Annotated in this window: 14 protein-coding genes and 1 pseudogene; 3 read left to right on the top strand and 12 right to left on the bottom strand. The window is 72.5% G+C overall.

Annotated features, from left to right (window positions below; genetic code table 11):
- Nucleotides 1-25 precede the first annotated feature (25 nt).
- From FVA80_RS08185 to FVA80_RS31120, 3 genes are all read right to left on the bottom strand, one after another.
- On the bottom strand, nt 26-370 hold the full coding sequence (locus tag FVA80_RS08185; RefSeq protein ID WP_147899101.1) for a hypothetical protein: 345 nt from the start codon (nt 368-370) through the stop codon (nt 26-28).
- Nucleotides 371-531: 161 nt separating this feature from the next.
- Nucleotides 532-1,464 carry an acyl-CoA synthetase gene (locus FVA80_RS08180; protein WP_246692316.1) on the bottom strand — a complete coding sequence of 311 codons (933 nt, stop codon included), beginning with the start codon at nt 1,462-1,464 and terminating at the stop codon, nt 532-534.
- Nucleotides 1,395-1,781 carry a hypothetical protein gene (locus FVA80_RS31120; RefSeq protein WP_246692315.1) on the bottom strand — a complete coding sequence of 129 codons (387 nt, stop codon included), beginning with the start codon at nt 1,779-1,781 and terminating at the stop codon, nt 1,395-1,397. The genes FVA80_RS08180 and FVA80_RS31120 overlap by 70 nt, the downstream gene beginning before the upstream one ends.
- 537 nt (nt 1,782-2,318) lie before the next feature.
- On the opposite strand from FVA80_RS31120, the gene FVA80_RS08175 reads away from it, so the two are divergent.
- Nucleotides 2,319-3,098, top strand: coding sequence for an invasion associated locus B family protein (locus tag FVA80_RS08175; RefSeq protein WP_147957812.1), 780 nt, complete (start codon nt 2,319-2,321; stop codon nt 3,096-3,098).
- A gap of 200 nt (nt 3,099-3,298) precedes the next feature.
- On the opposite strand, the gene hspQ is transcribed toward FVA80_RS08175, so the two are convergent.
- Nucleotides 3,299-3,637, bottom strand: a complete 339-nt coding sequence (gene hspQ, locus FVA80_RS08170) for a heat shock protein HspQ (protein WP_147909570.1) — start codon at nt 3,635-3,637, stop codon at nt 3,299-3,301.
- 61 nt (nt 3,638-3,698) lie between these two features.
- Nucleotides 3,699-4,463 (bottom strand): DJ-1/PfpI family protein, encoded by a 765-nt coding sequence (locus FVA80_RS08165; protein ID WP_147909571.1) that lies wholly within the window; start codon nt 4,461-4,463, stop codon nt 3,699-3,701.
- A 52-nt stretch (nt 4,464-4,515) separates the two neighbouring features.
- On the opposite strand from FVA80_RS08165, the gene FVA80_RS08160 reads away from it, so the two are divergent.
- Complete coding sequence (locus tag FVA80_RS08160; protein ID WP_147909572.1) at nt 4,516-5,499, top strand: GlxA family transcriptional regulator; 984 nt, start codon at nt 4,516-4,518, stop codon at nt 5,497-5,499.
- 5 nt (nt 5,500-5,504) lie between these two features.
- On the opposite strand, the gene FVA80_RS08155 is transcribed toward FVA80_RS08160, so the two are convergent.
- Entirely contained in the window at nt 5,505-6,554 is a 1,050-nt protein-coding gene (locus tag FVA80_RS08155) for a CoA ester lyase (protein WP_147857554.1), read from the bottom strand.
- Between the two features lie 175 nt (nt 6,555-6,729).
- The gene (locus tag FVA80_RS32155; RefSeq protein ID WP_348644642.1) at nt 6,730-7,443 is read right to left on the bottom strand and encodes a DUF2778 domain-containing protein; all 714 of its coding nucleotides are present in this window, start codon (nt 7,441-7,443) and stop codon (nt 6,730-6,732) included.
- Between the two features lie 135 nt (nt 7,444-7,578).
- Between FVA80_RS32155 and FVA80_RS32150 the strand changes: the two genes are divergently transcribed.
- Nucleotides 7,579-7,938: a hypothetical protein gene (locus FVA80_RS32150; protein WP_348644641.1), complete on the top strand. Its 360-nt coding sequence runs from the start codon at nt 7,579-7,581 to the stop codon at nt 7,936-7,938.
- A gap of 399 nt (nt 7,939-8,337) precedes the next feature.
- Here FVA80_RS32150 and FVA80_RS08145 read toward each other — a convergent pair whose 3' ends face one another.
- The 5 genes and pseudogenes from FVA80_RS08145 to FVA80_RS08120 form a co-directional block, all read right to left on the bottom strand.
- Nucleotides 8,338-9,654: an MFS transporter gene (locus FVA80_RS08145; RefSeq protein ID WP_147957811.1), complete on the bottom strand. Its 1,317-nt coding sequence runs from the start codon at nt 9,652-9,654 to the stop codon at nt 8,338-8,340.
- Between the two features lie 171 nt (nt 9,655-9,825).
- The gene (locus FVA80_RS08135) at nt 9,826-10,149 is read right to left on the bottom strand and encodes a GIY-YIG nuclease family protein (protein ID WP_187193619.1); all 324 of its coding nucleotides are present in this window, start codon (nt 10,147-10,149) and stop codon (nt 9,826-9,828) included.
- A 220-nt stretch (nt 10,150-10,369) separates the two neighbouring features.
- Nucleotides 10,370-13,991: pseudogene (gene mfd / locus FVA80_RS08130) on the bottom strand (transcription-repair coupling factor).
- 612 nt (nt 13,992-14,603) lie between these two features.
- A complete protein-coding gene (locus FVA80_RS08125; protein ID WP_147909576.1) occupies nt 14,604-14,834 on the bottom strand; it encodes a hypothetical protein in 231 nt (76 codons plus the stop codon).
- A gap of 14 nt (nt 14,835-14,848) precedes the next feature.
- Nucleotides 14,849-15,145: a succinate dehydrogenase assembly factor 2 gene (locus tag FVA80_RS08120; protein ID WP_147857071.1), complete on the bottom strand. Its 297-nt coding sequence runs from the start codon at nt 15,143-15,145 to the stop codon at nt 14,849-14,851.
- Nucleotides 15,146-15,170 lie beyond the last annotated feature (25 nt).

Below are 15,170 nucleotides of genomic sequence, written 5' to 3'. Positions count from 1 at the left end.
GGAGCTTTGAACGAAAACTTAGCGCTTAGAGATCGGGCTGGGCGGCCACGTAGGCGCCGAGACGGGTGGCGAGGTCGACCGGGCCGCCGGCCCGGCCCTCGGCCGCGTCGCCGATCAGGAGGACCGGGATGCCGCGGTCCCGCAGTTGTGCGCGCAGGCGTGCTGCGCGGCGGGCATAGGCCGGGTCCCGACGGGTCGGGGCCTGGAGCAGCACCGCCGCGGGGCGGGCGATCACGGCCAGGACATCGTCCGCCGCCTCCATCGAGGCGGTGACGCTCGCGTAGCCGAGGTTGGCCAGCTCGCCCGAAAGGGACCGGTCCACGGCGCGAACACCGTCATCGACCACGAGCACTTGTTGCAGCGCACCCATAGGCTTGAGCGGTACCTCATGAAGCGTGGCTTGGGAAGATAGCCAGAACCACAATCCGAAGCGAAACCCGCGAAGAAGCGGATCGGATCCGTCCGGTTGTGTGCGCGTGCGAGATTATCCGTCGTGCCTGAGCGCTGGATGAACCGAATGCCGTCCGCCGGTCAGGCGGTCTCGACCCCGGTCACGGTCCCGCCGGCCGAGACCGGTCGGTAGCCCGAGTTCCGCCAATCCTGGGGGTCCAGGTCGGGTACGCCGCCGCGGGGGAGGGGCGCCGCCGCGCAGGCCAAGCCGCGATAAACCAGGCCCCGATAAACCGGGCCGCGATCGAGGAATGCGAGATCGAGGAGCGCCCGGGGCAGGGGCGCCCGCTCCGGATGGGCCAGTGTCGCGGCGAGGTCGCGGCCGCCCGGTCGCGTGAGGACTACGTCTTCGTCGAACACCAGCGAATCGAGGCGGCGCGGGCCGGCCGATTCGGCGACGGGGCCCGGGATCAGGTGCGTGGGCGCCCGGTGGACCACGTGGAGGGCGCGCACGGTCCAGGGCAGGGGCAGGGCGGCGAGCGCCGCCTCGATCAGGGACGGCACCACGAGGCGCGTCGGCACCGGCCGCATCAGGCCGGCCCGGAACCCCGCCTCGTCGAAGGGAATCACGGTCTCGAGGCTGGCCCCGGCCGCCAGCGCCGCGCCGAGGCCGGTGACCAGCCCGCGCAGGTCGTGGGCCGGCAGGAGCGTCAGGATCCGCTCGTCCGCCGTCACCGGCAGCACGTCGAGGTGGACGTCGATCGCCGCGGCGAGCGCTGCCGCGCTGCGGTAGACCGGCCGGGTCGGGTCGGCCGCCGCGAAGGTCACGAGGCCGCGGCTCGCGACCGGCTCGACGATCCCGCGCTCCAGAGCCATCGCGTCGAGGCTGATCACGCCGTCCGGGACGCCGGGCCCGAAGGCGGCGAGGTAGCGCAGGCCGAAATGGCCCATGGCCGCCTGGGCGAGGTCCTCGGCCGGACGGCGCGCACCGCGGCGGCCCTCCGTCAGCACCGCGACCAGGCCGGCGGACGCGATCCCGGCCGAGAGCTGCCCGGCATCCCAGAGGGCGGGCATCGGCAGGGCAGGTGGCCGGCCGCCTCGACGGCCAGATGGGCGAGGGCCGATTCGGCGCCGCCGGAGAACCACAGGCCGACCCGGCTGCCCGCGGGCAGCCGCCAGGCGCCGATCCCGCGCGCGAGCCGGCCGACGATCTCCGCCGCCGCCGCGTAGGTCCAGGTGATCGGCGGGCGCCCGCACCACGCCGCCCGGTCCCCCGAATCACGCAGGGCCGTGCGCTGCGGGCCGGACCGAGCCGCCGCGAACAGGCTGGCGGACAGCCCGCCGGACCGCGCGGACGCGTCCGGCGCGGCGTCGGCCGTCCTCTCCGCCACCGCGAACGCGCTCAATCCGCCCCCCGCTCAAACCGCAGATCCATCCGCATGGTCGGCCGGCCATGGTTAACCCGCGCCTAAGATGCGCTCACTTGAAACCGGCTCGCTTGGGCGAGGCTGTCGCCAGCCCTTGGGCGAGGCTGTCGCCAGCCCTTGGGCGAGGCTGTCGCCGCGCCACACGTCCGGATCACGGTGGCGCGTGGGGGCCGTGCACGCGGGCACGGCCAACGTCGCGCTTGCGGCCGGGGAGGCAGGAGCCTATCGGAGGCCGCTGCGGCACGACGCGCTCCGAGGGCGCTCGATGCCGTGGTGTCATGCCTTCGCCTCATTCGGAGGGGACAGGCAGGCCGCCCGGTCGCTGGGGCGGGCGATGCGCGCATGAGGCGCCCATCCTCGCCCGATGGTCGGACCGATTCATCCGGAGCCCCGGGAGGCACGCCACGGCGGTGCGTGCCCGGGCGGTCCGGCGGACCAGCCCGTCAGGCCGGCTCCGCATTCCGCAAGCCACACCACGTTTCTTCAAAGGGGTCAGAGCCGATGTCCTTCACCCGCCCCGCGACGCTGGCACGCGCCGCCCTCCTCGGCCTTGCGGGCCTCGGCCTCGCGGCCGCCCGGCGCTGTCCCAGGCGAAGAAGCCCGCGGCCCCGCGCCGACCGCGCCCGCCCCCACCGCGCCGAACACCCCGGCCGCCAACACCCCGCCGGCGGCGCCGCGCAGGCCGGTCCCCAGATCGTGACCGTGAAGTCCGAGCCGAGCCAGGCCGACTGGACCAAGGTCTGCGGCAAGGACCAGGGCTCCGGCACCGACATCTGCTACACGACGCGCGATTTCGTGTCCGACCAGGGCCAGCCCGTGCTGGCGGTGGCCGTCTACGAGATGAAGAACGCCGCGCAGAAGCAGGAAGTCCGCGTGGTGCGCTACCTCCTGCCGCTCGGCCTGCTGCTGCAGCCGGGCATCCGCTTCAACGTCGACGGCCAGGCCGCGACCCCGGGCCGCTTCGCGGTCTGCTTCCCGAACGGCTGCTTCGCCGAGGCGGGCGGCGTCGATGCCGGCGTCGTCGCCGCGATGAAGAAGGGCACGACCCTCAACGTCTCGGTCCAGAACCAGACCCAGCGCGAAGTCACCTTCGCGGTGCCGCTGGCCGGCTTCGGCAAGGCCTTCGACGGCCCGGCCATCGACCCGAAGGTCCTGGAAGAGCAGCAGAAGAAGCTGCAGTCGGAGCTGGAGAAGCGCTCCGAGGACATGCGTAAGAAGCTCGAGCAGCAGGGCAACGCCGCGCCGGCGGCCGGCGCCGCGCCCGCTCCGGCCGCGAAGTAACGCCCCGGCGGATTGAGATCGGGGGCCGGACCGCGAGGGCCGGCCCCTTTTTCATGCGCGATCGCCGGCGCCAAGCGTCCGGGCTCCGCCAAAGGCTTCCGAGCCCGGACCTGAGAAGCACAGCCTCAACCGACCGGACCCCACGGGTCCGGGGCCGGGCACGGCGTGCCGGCCGGTTCCTTCGAAGACCTTCGAAAAAATCAGTTCCGGACGCGGTCGCGCACGCGGTAGCCGCCCACGGCGTCGCGCTCGAACATCTCGGCGATGCCGGCGTGGCGCAGCGCCTCGCCGGAGGTGTCGGGCAGGAGGTTCTGCTCCGACACGTAGGCGACGTACTCGGTCTCGGCGTTCTCGGCGAGCAGGTGGTAGAACGGCTGGTCCTTGCGCGGCCGGACATCCTCGGGGATCGCCAGCCACCATTCCTCGGTGTTGTCGAACACCGGGTCGACGTCGAACACGATACCCCGGAACGGGTAGATCCTGTGACGCACCACGGCGCCGATCGCGAACTTCGCGGTTCTCAGTGTTACGTCCGTCATGACTCTGCCCGCCCAGAGCGGACAGATAGGACCGATGCCGAGTCGTGTCACCGGGCCGGCGTCATCTCCCGGTGACCGGCGTGCGATTTGGCAAGTCGTGGATCTCGGGATCCGAAATGCCGAGCTCGGCCGCGATCGCCCGGGCGGTGGCCTCGCGCCGGGCGGTGATCCCGGCCGCCGCCTCCCGGGCCTGCGCCAGGATCGCCGGCGGGGCGCTGCGCGGCGTGCCGCTGTCGAAGGGCGGCTCCGGGGCGTATTGCATGCCGAGCTGGATCAGCCGCGCGGCATCGTCGCCGCGCAGCGCGGCCGCGAGTTGCAGCGCGCCGTCGATCCCCGCGGTGACCCCGGCGGCGAACAGCCAGGTGCGGCCGTCGGCATCGGGGTCGATCACCACCCGCGCGTCCACCGCCTCCGCGCCGAACCAGGGCAGCAGGTGGACCGCGTTCCAGTAGGTCGTGGCCCGCCGCCCGACCAGCAGACCCGCCGCCCCGAGCAGCAGCGCGCCGGTGCAGACCGAGAAGACGTGGGAGGCGCCCGAGGCCTGGCTGCGGATCCAGCCGAGCACGGCGGCGTCGCGCATCAGCGCCTCCTGGCCCTGGCCGCCGGGGATGTGCAGCACGTCGAGGCGCGGCGCCTGCGCCAGGGTGGCGTCGGGGGTGATCCGGAGGCCGCGCACGTCGCGCACCGGGTCCAGGCTCGGCCCGTAGATCCGGTAGGTCGCATTGGGGATCCGCGACAGGACCTCGAACGGCCCGGTGAGGTCGATCTGGTCGAGCCCCTCGAACAGGAGCGAACCGATCTGCAGGTGGGTCTCGGGGGGAATCATGCGGGCCTCCGTGCTGGACAGGGAGACCTTACCGCGCCACGGTCTGGCCGAGATGCCAAAGACCCCTCGTTTCTCGCCAGATACCCCGCGCCCCGTGGAGCTGCTGGCCTTCCCGGCGGTGCAACTGCTCGACGTCGCCGGGCCGCTCCAGGTCTTCGCCACCGCGAACGACCTGAGCGGCGGGCTTGCGCCCTACGCGCCGCGGGTGATCGCGGCCGACGACGGGGCGCTCACCGCCTCGGCCGGCCTGCGGCTGGTGGCCGAGCCGCTGCCGGAGCGCGGCGCGCCGGTGGACACCCTGATCGTCGCGGGCGGGCCCGGCGTCACGGCGGCCTGCGCCGACCCGGCGCTGGTGGCCTGGGCGCGGGACCGGGCCGGGCGGGCGCGCCGGGTCGCCTCGGTCTGCACCGGGGCTTTTTTGCTCGGGGCCGCCGGGCTTTTGGACGGGCGGCGGGCCGTGACCCACTGGAAGCATTGCGGTGCCCTGGCCCGGCGCTATCCGCTGGCCCGGGTCGAGCCCGACCCAATCTTCGTGCAGGACGGCCCGGTCTGGACCTCCGCGGGCGTCACCGCGGGGATCGACCTGGCGCTGGCCCTGGTCGAGGCCGATCTCGGCCGCGACCTCGCCCTGGCGGTGGCGCGCCACCTCGTGATGTTCCTGAAGCGCCCCGGCGGGCAGGCGCAGTTCAGCGCGGCCTTGGCCCTGCAGGCCGGGGAGGACCGCTTCGCCGCCCTGCACGCCTTCATCGCCCAAAACCTGTCGGGGGACCTGTCGCTCCCGGCCCTGGCGGAGGCCGCCGGGATGAGCGAACGCAGCCTGAGCCGGCACTACCGGGAGGCGACCGGCCTCACCCCGGCCAGGGCCGTGGAGCGCCTGCGGATCGAGGCGGCCCGGCGGGCGCTGGCCGAGACCGCGCAGCCGGTGAAGCGCATCGCCCGGACCTGCGGCTTCGGCTCCGAGGAGACCCTGCGGCGCAGCTTCCTGCGGCACGTGGCGGCGACGCCGCAGGATTATCGGGCGCGGTTCGGGGGGTGAGGGGGCTACCCCAGCTGGTACACCGCCGCCAGCTCCGGATCCTTCGCGGCGACCAGCTTGGCCAGGTCCACGATGACCTTGGCCTGCTTCCAGGTGGCGTCGTCCTGCATCTTGCCGTCGAGCATCACGGCGCCGGTGCCGTCGGGCATGGCCGCGACGATGCGGGCCGCGAACGCCACCTCGGCGGGGTCGGGGGCGAAGACCCGCTTGGCGATCGTCACCTGGCTCGGGTGCAGCGTCCAGGCGCCGGCGCAGCCCATCAGGAAGGCGTTGCGGAACTGCGCCTCGCAGGCATCGCCGTCGGAGAAGTCGCCGAACGGGCCGTAGAACGCCTTGATGCCGTTGGCCATGCAGGCATCGACCATCTTGGCGATGGTGTAGTGCCACAGGTCCTGCTGGGCGGTGGCCCGGGGCGCGTCGCCCGCGGGATCGCTGAGCACCCGGTAATCCGGGTGGCCGCCGCCGACCCGGGTGGTCTTCATGCCGCGCGACGCCGCCAGATCGGCCGGGCCGAGGCTCATACCGTGCATCCGCGGCGAGGCGGACGCGATGGCGTCGACGTTGGCCACGCCCTCGGCGGTCTCCAGGATCGCGTGGATCAGGATCGGCTTGGTCACCCCGTGCCGGGCCTCGAGCTGGGCGAGCAGCTGGTCGACGTAGTGGATGTCCCACGGCCCCTCGACCTTGGGCACCATCACGACGTCGAGCTTGGATCCCACCTCGGCGACGATGGTGAACAGGTCGTCCAAGATCCAGGGCGAGTTGAGGGCGTTGATCCGGGTCCAGAGGCCGGTGCCGGTGGCGGCGAAGTCGGTCGCCTGCGCCATGGCGACGAAGCCCTTGCGGGCGGCCTCCTTCTGGTCGGCCGGGACCGCGTCCTCCAGGTTGCCCAGCACCACGTCGACGGTGCCGGCGAGCTCGGGCACCCGGGCGCGGACCTTGTCGTTGTGGGGCGGGACGAAGTGGATCATCCGCTCCAGCCGCACCGGCAGCTCGCGGAACGGGGCCGGCGCGCCGGTGGCGAGGGGCTGGAAGAAGCGGCGGGGCAGTTTCATGATGGGCCTCTTGTAACGGGCTTGGCGTCTGGCCCGTTAAGGCAGGCTTGGGGCGGCGCGTAAAGGCGCTGGCCGTCCAAGCCCCCTCCGACTTTCGGGGCAGCCGCCCGGAGCCGTTCCCGGCCGTGGTGCGATCGGGAGACCGGCCCGCGATCCCCGCTACGACGTGCGCGCGTCAGCCCCGCCGGCCCGGGCGGTCGGCCATGCCGACCCGGCTGCCGAAGAAATCGCCGCTCTTGCCGGCCACCACCACGAGGCGGCGGACCTCGCCCCGCAGGAACGCCTGCAGGAAGCGGTTGTAGTCGCGGAACGAGACGCAGCCGTTCGAGGCGCCAGGCTGGCGCAGCATGTAGGTGTGGGCGAGCAGGCCGTCGCGGCCGTGGATCGCGGCGCTGCCGCCGACCGGGTTGAGGCGGATCGCCCGGACCCCGTGGAACAGGCGCTCGCGCTCGGTCAGGTCGTAGGTGCCGGGGGGCGTCGAGCCGCGCATGCGCAGGTGGACGTAGCGCGGGTCGTCCATGGCCTCGCCGAGGCCGGAATGGGCCTCCAGCACATCGCCGGAGGGGAGGGTCACGGTGCGGGCGGTGATGTCGTAGACGGCGGTGCCGGCGACCGAGTCCGGGGCGGCGCTGATCCGGGTGCGCGGCGCCTCCTGCGGCAGGGCGTCCGGGCTGGCATAGGCGAGCGCCTGACGCGACTCCGCGCGGGGTGCGGCGGCGCCGACGCCGAACAGCGTCTCGAGGAAGGACGGCTCCTCCGCCATGGCGGCGCGGAACACGTCGCGGGTGCGGGCAGGGCGCGGGCCGCCACCCGGGGCGCCAGGGGCCACCGCGGCCGGGCGCCGCAATTCGGACGGCCGGGCGACCGGCAAGGGGACGAGATTGGGCACGCGGGCGGCGGGCGTCGGCTCGGCGGCGGCGATCCGGACCGGCGCCTGGACGGCGCGGCGGCGGCCTGCGTGATCGGGGCCTGAACGACGGGAATCGGGGCCGGCTCTGCCGATGCCATCCGGGCCTGGACCACCTTGCGGGCGACCTTCTGGGCGATCTCCCGGACCGCCGGGGACGGCTCGGCCACCGCGACCTGGAAGGACGCGGCCGGGGGCGGCGCCCCGAAAGCGGTGGCGGCGCCGGAGCCGAGCGCCGGGCTGGGATCGAGCATCCAGGCGATGCTCGGCCGCGGCGCGGGCCGGGATGCGGGGGCGGGCTGTGCCTCGGTGGCCGGGGTGGTCTCGCTCCGGGTGGTTGGCCAAGCGGTCGACCAAGTGGTCGGCAGGCCGTGCGGCAGGGTCAGCACGGTCCAGCCGGCCATGGACAGGGCGGCCAGCGAGATCAGCGCCGTCAGCCGGGCGCGGCGGCGGGCGCGCCGCATGGCGCTCGGGTAGGGGGCACGGCCCGGGGGCGCGTAGGCCGCCTCATAGACGAGGCGCGGGTAGGGCGCCGGCACGGAGGCCAGGAGAGGGGCCGCGTCGCGGTACGCGGGTCGGGAATACGCAACCTGGGCCATGCGGGAACTCGCGTACGCGCTTCCCCGTATGGCAGCCGTCGCCGTTCGCCCGCGGAGGCTTTTTCCGCGCACGTGGCCTGGGCTGCCCGTCTGGGGAGGACATCAACCGTCCAGCCCATTAGGCCTCGGCGTGGTTAATCTTGGCTAAAGAGCCGGCGGCGTCGGACGCACCGCCCTGGAACACGCTCGGACGGCGTGCGGAACACCGGACACGCGCCCCGAAAACCGATCGCCGGCGCGCGAAGACTGTGGAGATCGCGCACGCGTCCGCGGGCCGTCACCCGGCCGGCGCCTCCATGGGCCCGTGGCGGCGCGCCACCAGGAGGCACAGCAGCGCCACCGGCACGCCGATCAGCGAGGTGCCGATGAAGAACCACGTGAAGCCGGTCTGCTCGATGACGAATCCCGACAGCCCGGCGAGCAGGCTGCCCGGCAGGGCGCAGAGCGAGGTCAACAGGGCGTACTGGCTGGCCGCGTGCTCGGTGGCCGCGAGCCGGGACATGTAGGTGATCAGCACGATCGACGCGAAGGCGTAGGCGAAGCCGTCGATCCCGACCGTCACCGCGAAGGTCCAGAACGCCGCCCCGCCATGGCCGCCGTGCCAGGCGAGGTAGGCCAGCGCGAGATGCGACGCGGAGGCGACCACGGTGCCGATCAGCAGGCTCGCCATCATGCCGATCCGCGGGATGATCGCGCTCGCCAGGAAGGTGCCGCCCAGCGCGATCCAGAAGCCGAACAGCTTGGTCACCGTGGCGATGTCGGTGTTGGTGTAGCCCAGCGTCTTGAACAGCGGGATCGCCATGGTGCTCGACACGTAGCCGGGCATCCGGAAGCCCGCCACCAGCGCCAGCACCGGCACCGCCAGGGGCCCGAGGCGGGCCAGCAGGTCGCGGATCGGCGCCCAGACGGTCTCGACGAAGCCGCCGGGCGGCAGCGGCGCGGCGGGGGCTCGGGGCCAGCAGCGCCGCGATCGTGCCGGGGCGAGCAGCACCGCCATGCACAGGTAGGCGGTGCGCCAGCCGTAGGCGTCGGACAGGTAGAGGGCGCCGGCGCCGGCCGCGAGGTTGCCGACCCGGTAGCCGATCTCCGACCAGGACGACATCAGCGCCTGCCGCTCGGGCGGCGCCGCGGTGATGCGCCAGCCGTCGATCACCACGTCCTGGGTCGCGCCCGCCACCCCGAGCGCCAGGGAGAACGCCACCGTCCAGCCGAGCCAATGCGCCGGATCGCCGAACGCCACCCCGGCGAGCGCCAGCGCCACCAGGATCTGCGTGGCGACGATCCAGCCCCGCCGCCGCCCGAGCCAGCGCCCGAGCAGGGGCGCATCGTGACGGTCGAGGAACGGCGCCCAGAGGAACTTGAGCTTGTACGCGATGGTCAGCTCGCTCATCAGGCCGATCGTCGCCAGCGGCACCTTGGCCTGGACGAGCCACGCCGACTGCGTCGCGTAGACGAGCAGGAACGGGATGCCCTGCGCGAAGCCCAGCCCCAGCACCGCCACGACCCGCCGGTCGGTGAACAGGGGCGTCAGGAAGGCGTTCGTTTCAGACTTGGCCGGACCGGACGCACCGGTGGCCTGCGCCGGGTTTGCCATCCACGCGTCTCCTGGGGTTCGCGACGGTGAGAGCAGAGATGGGCGGGAGGCGCAACACGCGACGGTCCCAACCCATCCTGAGGCGCCCGCGGAGCGGCTTCGAAGGTGGGATGCAGGGATCGCGTGGCCGGCTGGAGGGCTCCTTCGAGGCCTCCGCTCCGCTTCGGCACCTCAGGATGAGGGGGTTTGTTGGGAGGAGCGGTGTTGCGCGGCGGGTCGCTTGGCGAGCCATTGAAGAGCCTCCCAATCCTCGCGGATCAGCGCCTCCTTCTCGGCCCGGCTCCAGCCCTTGATGCGCCGCTCGGCCGCGATGGCGTCCGTGATGCGGTCGAAATGCCCCGCATAGACCAGCGTGACGGGCCGGCGGCGGCTCGTATAGCCGCCATAGGTGCCGGCCTGATGCTCGCTGAGACGCCTGTCGAGGCTCTCACCACGGGCAGAGCCGACATAGTAACTGCCGTCCGCGCATCGCAGCATGTACACGAAGGCGCTCACGGACCGATGCGTCCTGTTGAAGGACGCAAAGCCTAACAGACGCTGCTGGTTCGCTCACTCCCACCCACGCCCTCATCCTGAGGTGCCGGAGCGCAGCGGAGGCCTCGAAGGAGGGCTCCAGGGAGCGCGGGGCTGGCTGGAGCCCTCCGTCGAGGCCCGCTGCACGCTCACCTCACGGTGAGGGGGATCGTTGGCGGGGCCCTAGTCCCCACCCCGCCCCTCACGCCGCCTTCTTCACCCGCTCGGCGATCTTCACCAGGCTGCGCAGCACCTCCGTGGCGGTCTTGAGCCGGGCCGGGATCGTGGTCAGCTCGCGCACGAACACGACGCTCATGTCGGGCCGCACCTTGGCGAAGGAGGCCTGCTCGGCCACGAACGCCACCAGACCCTGCGGGTTGGCGTAGGATTTGCCCCGGAAGTGGACGACCACGCCCTTCGGGCCGGCCTCGACCTTCTCGACGTTGGCCTTGAGGCACAGGATCTTGATCGTGCCGATCTTGAGAAGCTGCTCCACCTCCGGCGGCAGAGGCCCGAACCGGTCGATCATCTCGGCCCCGAAGCTCTCCATCTCGGCATCGTCCTGGAGGGTGGCGAGCCGACGGTAGAGGGACAGCCGCGCGCCGAGATCCTCGACATAGGTCTCCGGGATGGTCACCGGGGCGCCGAGCGCGATGGTCGGCGACCACGCCTCCTCGGGCACGTCCTCGATGCCGGCCTTGAGCGCCGTGACCGCGTCCTCCAGCATCTGCTGGTAGAGTTCGTAGCCGACCTCCTTGATGTGGCCGGACTGGGCGTCGCCCAGGAGGTTGCCGGCGCCGCGGATGTCGAGGTCGTGGCTGGCGAGCTGGAAGCCCGCGCCCAGCGTGTCGAGGGTCTGCAGCACCTTGAGCCGCTGCTCGGCCTGGGTCGTGAGCTGGCGGTTGGCCGGCGTCGTGAACAACGCGTAGGCCCGGGCCTTCGAGCGGCCGACGCGGCCGCGCAGCTGGTAGAGCTGGGCCAGGCCGAACATGTCGGCCCGGTGCACGATCAGCGTGTTGGCGGTGGGGATGTCGAGGCCGGATTCGACGATGGTGGTCGAGAGCAGCACGTCGAACTTGCCCTCGTAGAAGGCGGTCATCACGTCCTCGAGCTGTCCCGCCGCCATCTGGCCGTGGGCGATCGCGACCTTGATCTCCGGCATCTCGGCGTCGAGGAATTTCTTCACGTCCGCCAGATCTTCGATCCTGGGCACGACATAGAACGACTGGCCGCCGCGGTAGCGCTCGCGCAGCAGCGCCTCCCGGATGGTCAGCGGGTCGAACGGGGTCACGAAGGTGCGCACCACCAGCCGGTCCACCGGGGGCGTCGCGATGATCGACAGCTCGCGCACGCCGGTCATGGCGAGCTGGAGCGTGCGCGGGATCGGGGTCGCCGAGAGCGTCAGCACGTGGACATCCGCCTGGAGCGCCTTCAGCCGCTCCTTGTGGGCGACGCCGAAATGCTGCTCCTCGTCGACGATGATCAGGCCGAGATCCTTGAACGCGATGGTCTTCGCCAGCAGCGCGTGGGTGCCGACCACGATGTCCACCGTGCCGGCGATCAGGCCGGCCCGGGTCTGCTTCATGTCCCCGGCCGAGACGAACCGGGACAGCTGGGCGATCTGGATCGGCAGGCCCTTGAAGCGCTCGGTGAAGGTCCGGAAGTGCTGGCGGGCGAGCAGGGTGGTCGGCACGATCACCGCCACCTGCTTGCCGGCGATCGCCGCCGCGAAGGCGCCGCGCAACGCCACCTCGGTCTTGCCGAAGCCGACATCGCCGCAGACCAGCCGGTCCATCGGCCGCCCGGCATTGAGGTCGTCCAGCACCGCGTCGATGGCGTTGGCCTGGTCCTCGGTCTCCTCGAACGGGAAGCGGGCGGCGAACTCGCCGTAGAGCCCCTCCGGCGCCTTGAGGACCGGGGCCTTCCGGACGAAGCGCTGGGCCGCGACCTTGATCAGCTCGCCCGCCATCTCGAGGATGCGGCGCTTCATCTTGGCCTTGCGGGCCTGCCAGGCGCCGCCGCCGAGCCGGTCGAGGGCGACCTCCGAATCCTCCGAGCCGTAGCGGGTCAGGAGCTCGATATTCTCCACCGGCAGCAGCAGCAGGCCGCCGGTGTAGCTCAGCTCCAGGCAATCGTGCGGCGCGCCGGCGGCGTGGATCGTCTTCAGGCCGGAGAACCGGCCGATGCCGTGGTCGGCATGGACCACGAGGTCGCCGGGCTGCAGCGCCTGCACCTCCAGGATCACGTCCTGGGGCCGCTTGGCCTTGCGCTTCTGGCGCACCAGCCGGTCGCCCAGGATGTCGCCCTCGGAGACCACGGCGAGCTCGCCCACCGTGAAGCCCGCCTCCAGGCCCCAGACCGCCACGGCGGAATCGGCGCCGCGCTTGAGCGCGTAGACGTCCGACAGGCGGGTGATCGCCACGGGCTTCCTCAGGCCGTGGTCGGTGAGCACGCCGCAGAGCCGGTCGCGGGAGCCGTCGGACCAGGATCCCAGGATCACGTGATGACCGGATCCCTGGAGGTCGCGGATATGGGCCACCGCCGCGTCGAACACGCTGGCGCTCTCGTTCGCGCGCTCCGGGGCGAAGTTTCTTCCGGATTTTGCGCCGCAATCGATGACCGCGCGCTCGGGGGATTCGGGCTGCGCGAACGGGGTCAGCCGCGCCACCGTGGCGGCGGCGATCCGCTCCTTCAGCTCGTTGGGGGTCAGGTAGAGGGCGCGCGGCGGCAGCGGCTTGTAGGGGGCGACGCCGGACTGGGGCGTCTTCATCGCGCCCTCGCGGGCTTGGTAGTAATCCTGCACGAGGCTGATCCGCTCGGCCGCCGCGTCCTCGACCTGCGGATCGAACACCAGCGGCACGCCGCCGAGATAGTCGAACAGCGTGTCGAGGCCGTCGTAGAACAGCGGCATCCAATGCTCGAGGCCGGCATAGCGGCGGCCCTCGCTGACGGTCTCGTAGAGCCGGTCGTCGCGGGTCGCCGCGCCGAAGCTCTGGATGTAGCCCTGGCGGAAGCGCCGGATCGTCTCGGTGGTGAGCTGGACCTCGCTCATCGGCATCAGGTCGAGCGAGCGCAGCTGGCCGGTGGTGCGCTGGGTCTCGGGATCGAAGGCGCGGATCGATTCCAGCGTGTCGCCGAAGAAGTCGAGGCGGATCGGCACCGGCAGGCCCGGCGGCGACAGGTCGAGGATGCCGCCGCGCACCGCGTACTCGCCCGTGTCCCGCACCGTCCCGGTGCGCAGGAACCCGTTGGCCTCGACCCAGGCGACCACGTCGTCCATCGCCACGACGTTGCCGATCGCGGCCGAGAACGCCTCCTTGGCGATGTGGCCCCGGGGCGGCACCCGCTGCACCAGCGCGTTGACCGTGGTGCAGAGGATGCGCGGGCGGTCCTCGGCCGAGCGGGTCCGGGCCAGGCGGGCCAGCGCGGTCATCCGGGCGGCGGCGGTGGCCGTGGTCGGCGAGACCCGGTCGTAGGGCTGGCAGTCCCAGGCCGGCAGGTTCATCACGTCCATCTCGGGCGCGACGAAGCCGAGCGCCGACTGGAACGCCGCCGAGCGCCCGGAGTCGCGCGCCACGTGGACCAGCACCGCGGGGGCGTCGACGGTGGGCGCCAGCGCCCGGGCGAGGTCGGCCACCGCGAGCGCGTCGAACCCCTCCGGGGCGTTCGCCAGGACCGGGCTGTCGCCGCGCTTGAGCGCGTCCAGCACCTGCGCGAGCGCCGAGGACTTCGGCAGGGCGAAGCGCGCGGCCTGCGTGGTTTGGCAGCCGGCTTGGCGGCCGGGGCAGGGGCTTCGGGGAGGATTTCGGCTGGGGCTTGGCCATCGGGTCTTTCGCGGGGAATCCCGCCGGGTACTGGGAGGGCTGACGCGGGCCGGCGTTAGCCCATTGAGCCGCCGTGATAAAGCATCCCGGCGGCCGGCGTTCGGGCGGCTGACGGTGCCCTATATGGCGGCGACGCTCCAGCAGGGAACGTGTATTCGGTTGCGTTTCGGGGACGCGCCCTCTTGCCGGGGGCGCGGCACTTTCGACGCGCTGGTGGATCGGGGGGCGCGTCCGCCATGGCGCATGCCGACGCGATCCTGTTCACGCATCGGGCGGATGGAACGCTGGTTCAGCGCCGGCCCGATGGCGCATCACGGCCGGTGGTTGCCGTGAGCGACCGCGCCCAGCGCGCGGCCCCGCCGGACGATAGAGATCGCGCGCGTGCGCAGGGCCGACCCGGATCACCCCGGCCGCGACGGGGCCTTCTGGAAGCGGGCGATACCGGTTCGAAGCGCCGTCATTCCAGCGCGCCGCAGGCGAGCCCGGAACCCAGAAACGCTGCCCGTGCAGGAGCGTGCCACATCACGCGTCGCGCGATGGCCTGCTCGGAGGTGGAAACCAGGATCGGCCGCCACCGTTGCGCGCGGCCGGGACGGGGCGCTGAGCCCCACCCTACGCGTCGGGCCCCACGAGCTCCGCGAGCGCCGCCTCGACCCGGCCGCGGAAGAAGTCGGCGTTGGGCATGGTCTCGGTCATCGCGGCGGCCCGGCTGGTCGCCTGCCGCAGGATCTCCGCGCGCAGCGCCGGGTCGTCGCGCTCCATCATCTCCAACATGATGCGCACCACGAGTTCGGTCGCGATCGACCGGGCGGGGTGGTCGTAGGGGGGCTTGGGCTCGTCCATCGCGCGCTCTCGTGTCAGGAGTGGATAGGTGCGTCGTGCCGGTGGAACGCCCGCACGCGGCGCCAGACCGCGGTGTCGTAGTTCGACGGCGTCTCGGCCTCGCCGGTGAGCCACTTGAACAGGTCGCGGTCCGGCACCTCGATCAGCGCCTCGAATTCGGTGAGTTCCGACTCCGACAGGGTGCCGATCTCCGCGTCGGCGAAGCGGCCCATGATCAGGTCCATCTCGCGGATGCCCCGGTGCCAGGACTGGAACAGCAGGCGGCGGCGGCGCGGGTCGAGGTCGGCGCTGGTGCGGGTGGTGCCGGACATTGTTCGGGACTTCCGGTCGGAGGGT

Source organism: Methylobacterium sp. WL1, from assembly GCF_008000895.1.
In the GTDB taxonomy this organism is placed as follows: domain Bacteria; phylum Pseudomonadota; class Alphaproteobacteria; order Rhizobiales; family Beijerinckiaceae; genus Methylobacterium.
Note: the sequence above shows the minus strand (reverse complement) of the source record. Positions and strands in the feature narration are given on the sequence as shown.

What these genes read in the sequence shown, in the direction of transcription:
- FVA80_RS08185 (WP_147899101.1), bottom strand. Translation starts at nt 370, where the DNA reads ATGGGTGCGCTGCAACAAGTGCTCGTGGTCGATGACGGTGTTCGCGCC.
- FVA80_RS08180 (WP_246692316.1), bottom strand. Translation starts at nt 1,464, where the DNA reads ATGCCCGCCCTCTGGGATGCCGGGCAGCTCTCGGCCGGGATCGCGTCC.
- FVA80_RS08175 (WP_147957812.1), top strand. Translation starts at nt 2,319, where the DNA reads ATGTCCTTCACCCGCCCCGCGACGCTGGCACGCGCCGCCCTCCTCGGC.
- hspQ (WP_147909570.1), bottom strand. Translation starts at nt 3,637, where the DNA reads ATGACGGACGTAACACTGAGAACCGCGAAGTTCGCGATCGGCGCCGTG.
- FVA80_RS08165 (WP_147909571.1), bottom strand. Translation starts at nt 4,463, where the DNA reads ATGATTCCCCCCGAGACCCACCTGCAGATCGGTTCGCTCCTGTTCGAG.
- FVA80_RS08160 (WP_147909572.1), top strand. Translation starts at nt 4,516, where the DNA reads ATGCCAAAGACCCCTCGTTTCTCGCCAGATACCCCGCGCCCCGTGGAG.
- FVA80_RS08155 (WP_147857554.1), bottom strand. Translation starts at nt 6,554, where the DNA reads ATGAAACTGCCCCGCCGCTTCTTCCAGCCCCTCGCCACCGGCGCGCCG.
- FVA80_RS08145 (WP_147957811.1), bottom strand. Translation starts at nt 9,654, where the DNA reads ATGGCAAACCCGGCGCAGGCCACCGGTGCGTCCGGTCCGGCCAAGTCT.
- FVA80_RS08125 (WP_147909576.1), bottom strand. Translation starts at nt 14,834, where the DNA reads ATGGACGAGCCCAAGCCCCCCTACGACCACCCCGCCCGGTCGATCGCG.
- FVA80_RS08120 (WP_147857071.1), bottom strand. Translation starts at nt 15,145, where the DNA reads ATGTCCGGCACCACCCGCACCAGCGCCGACCTCGACCCGCGCCGCCGC.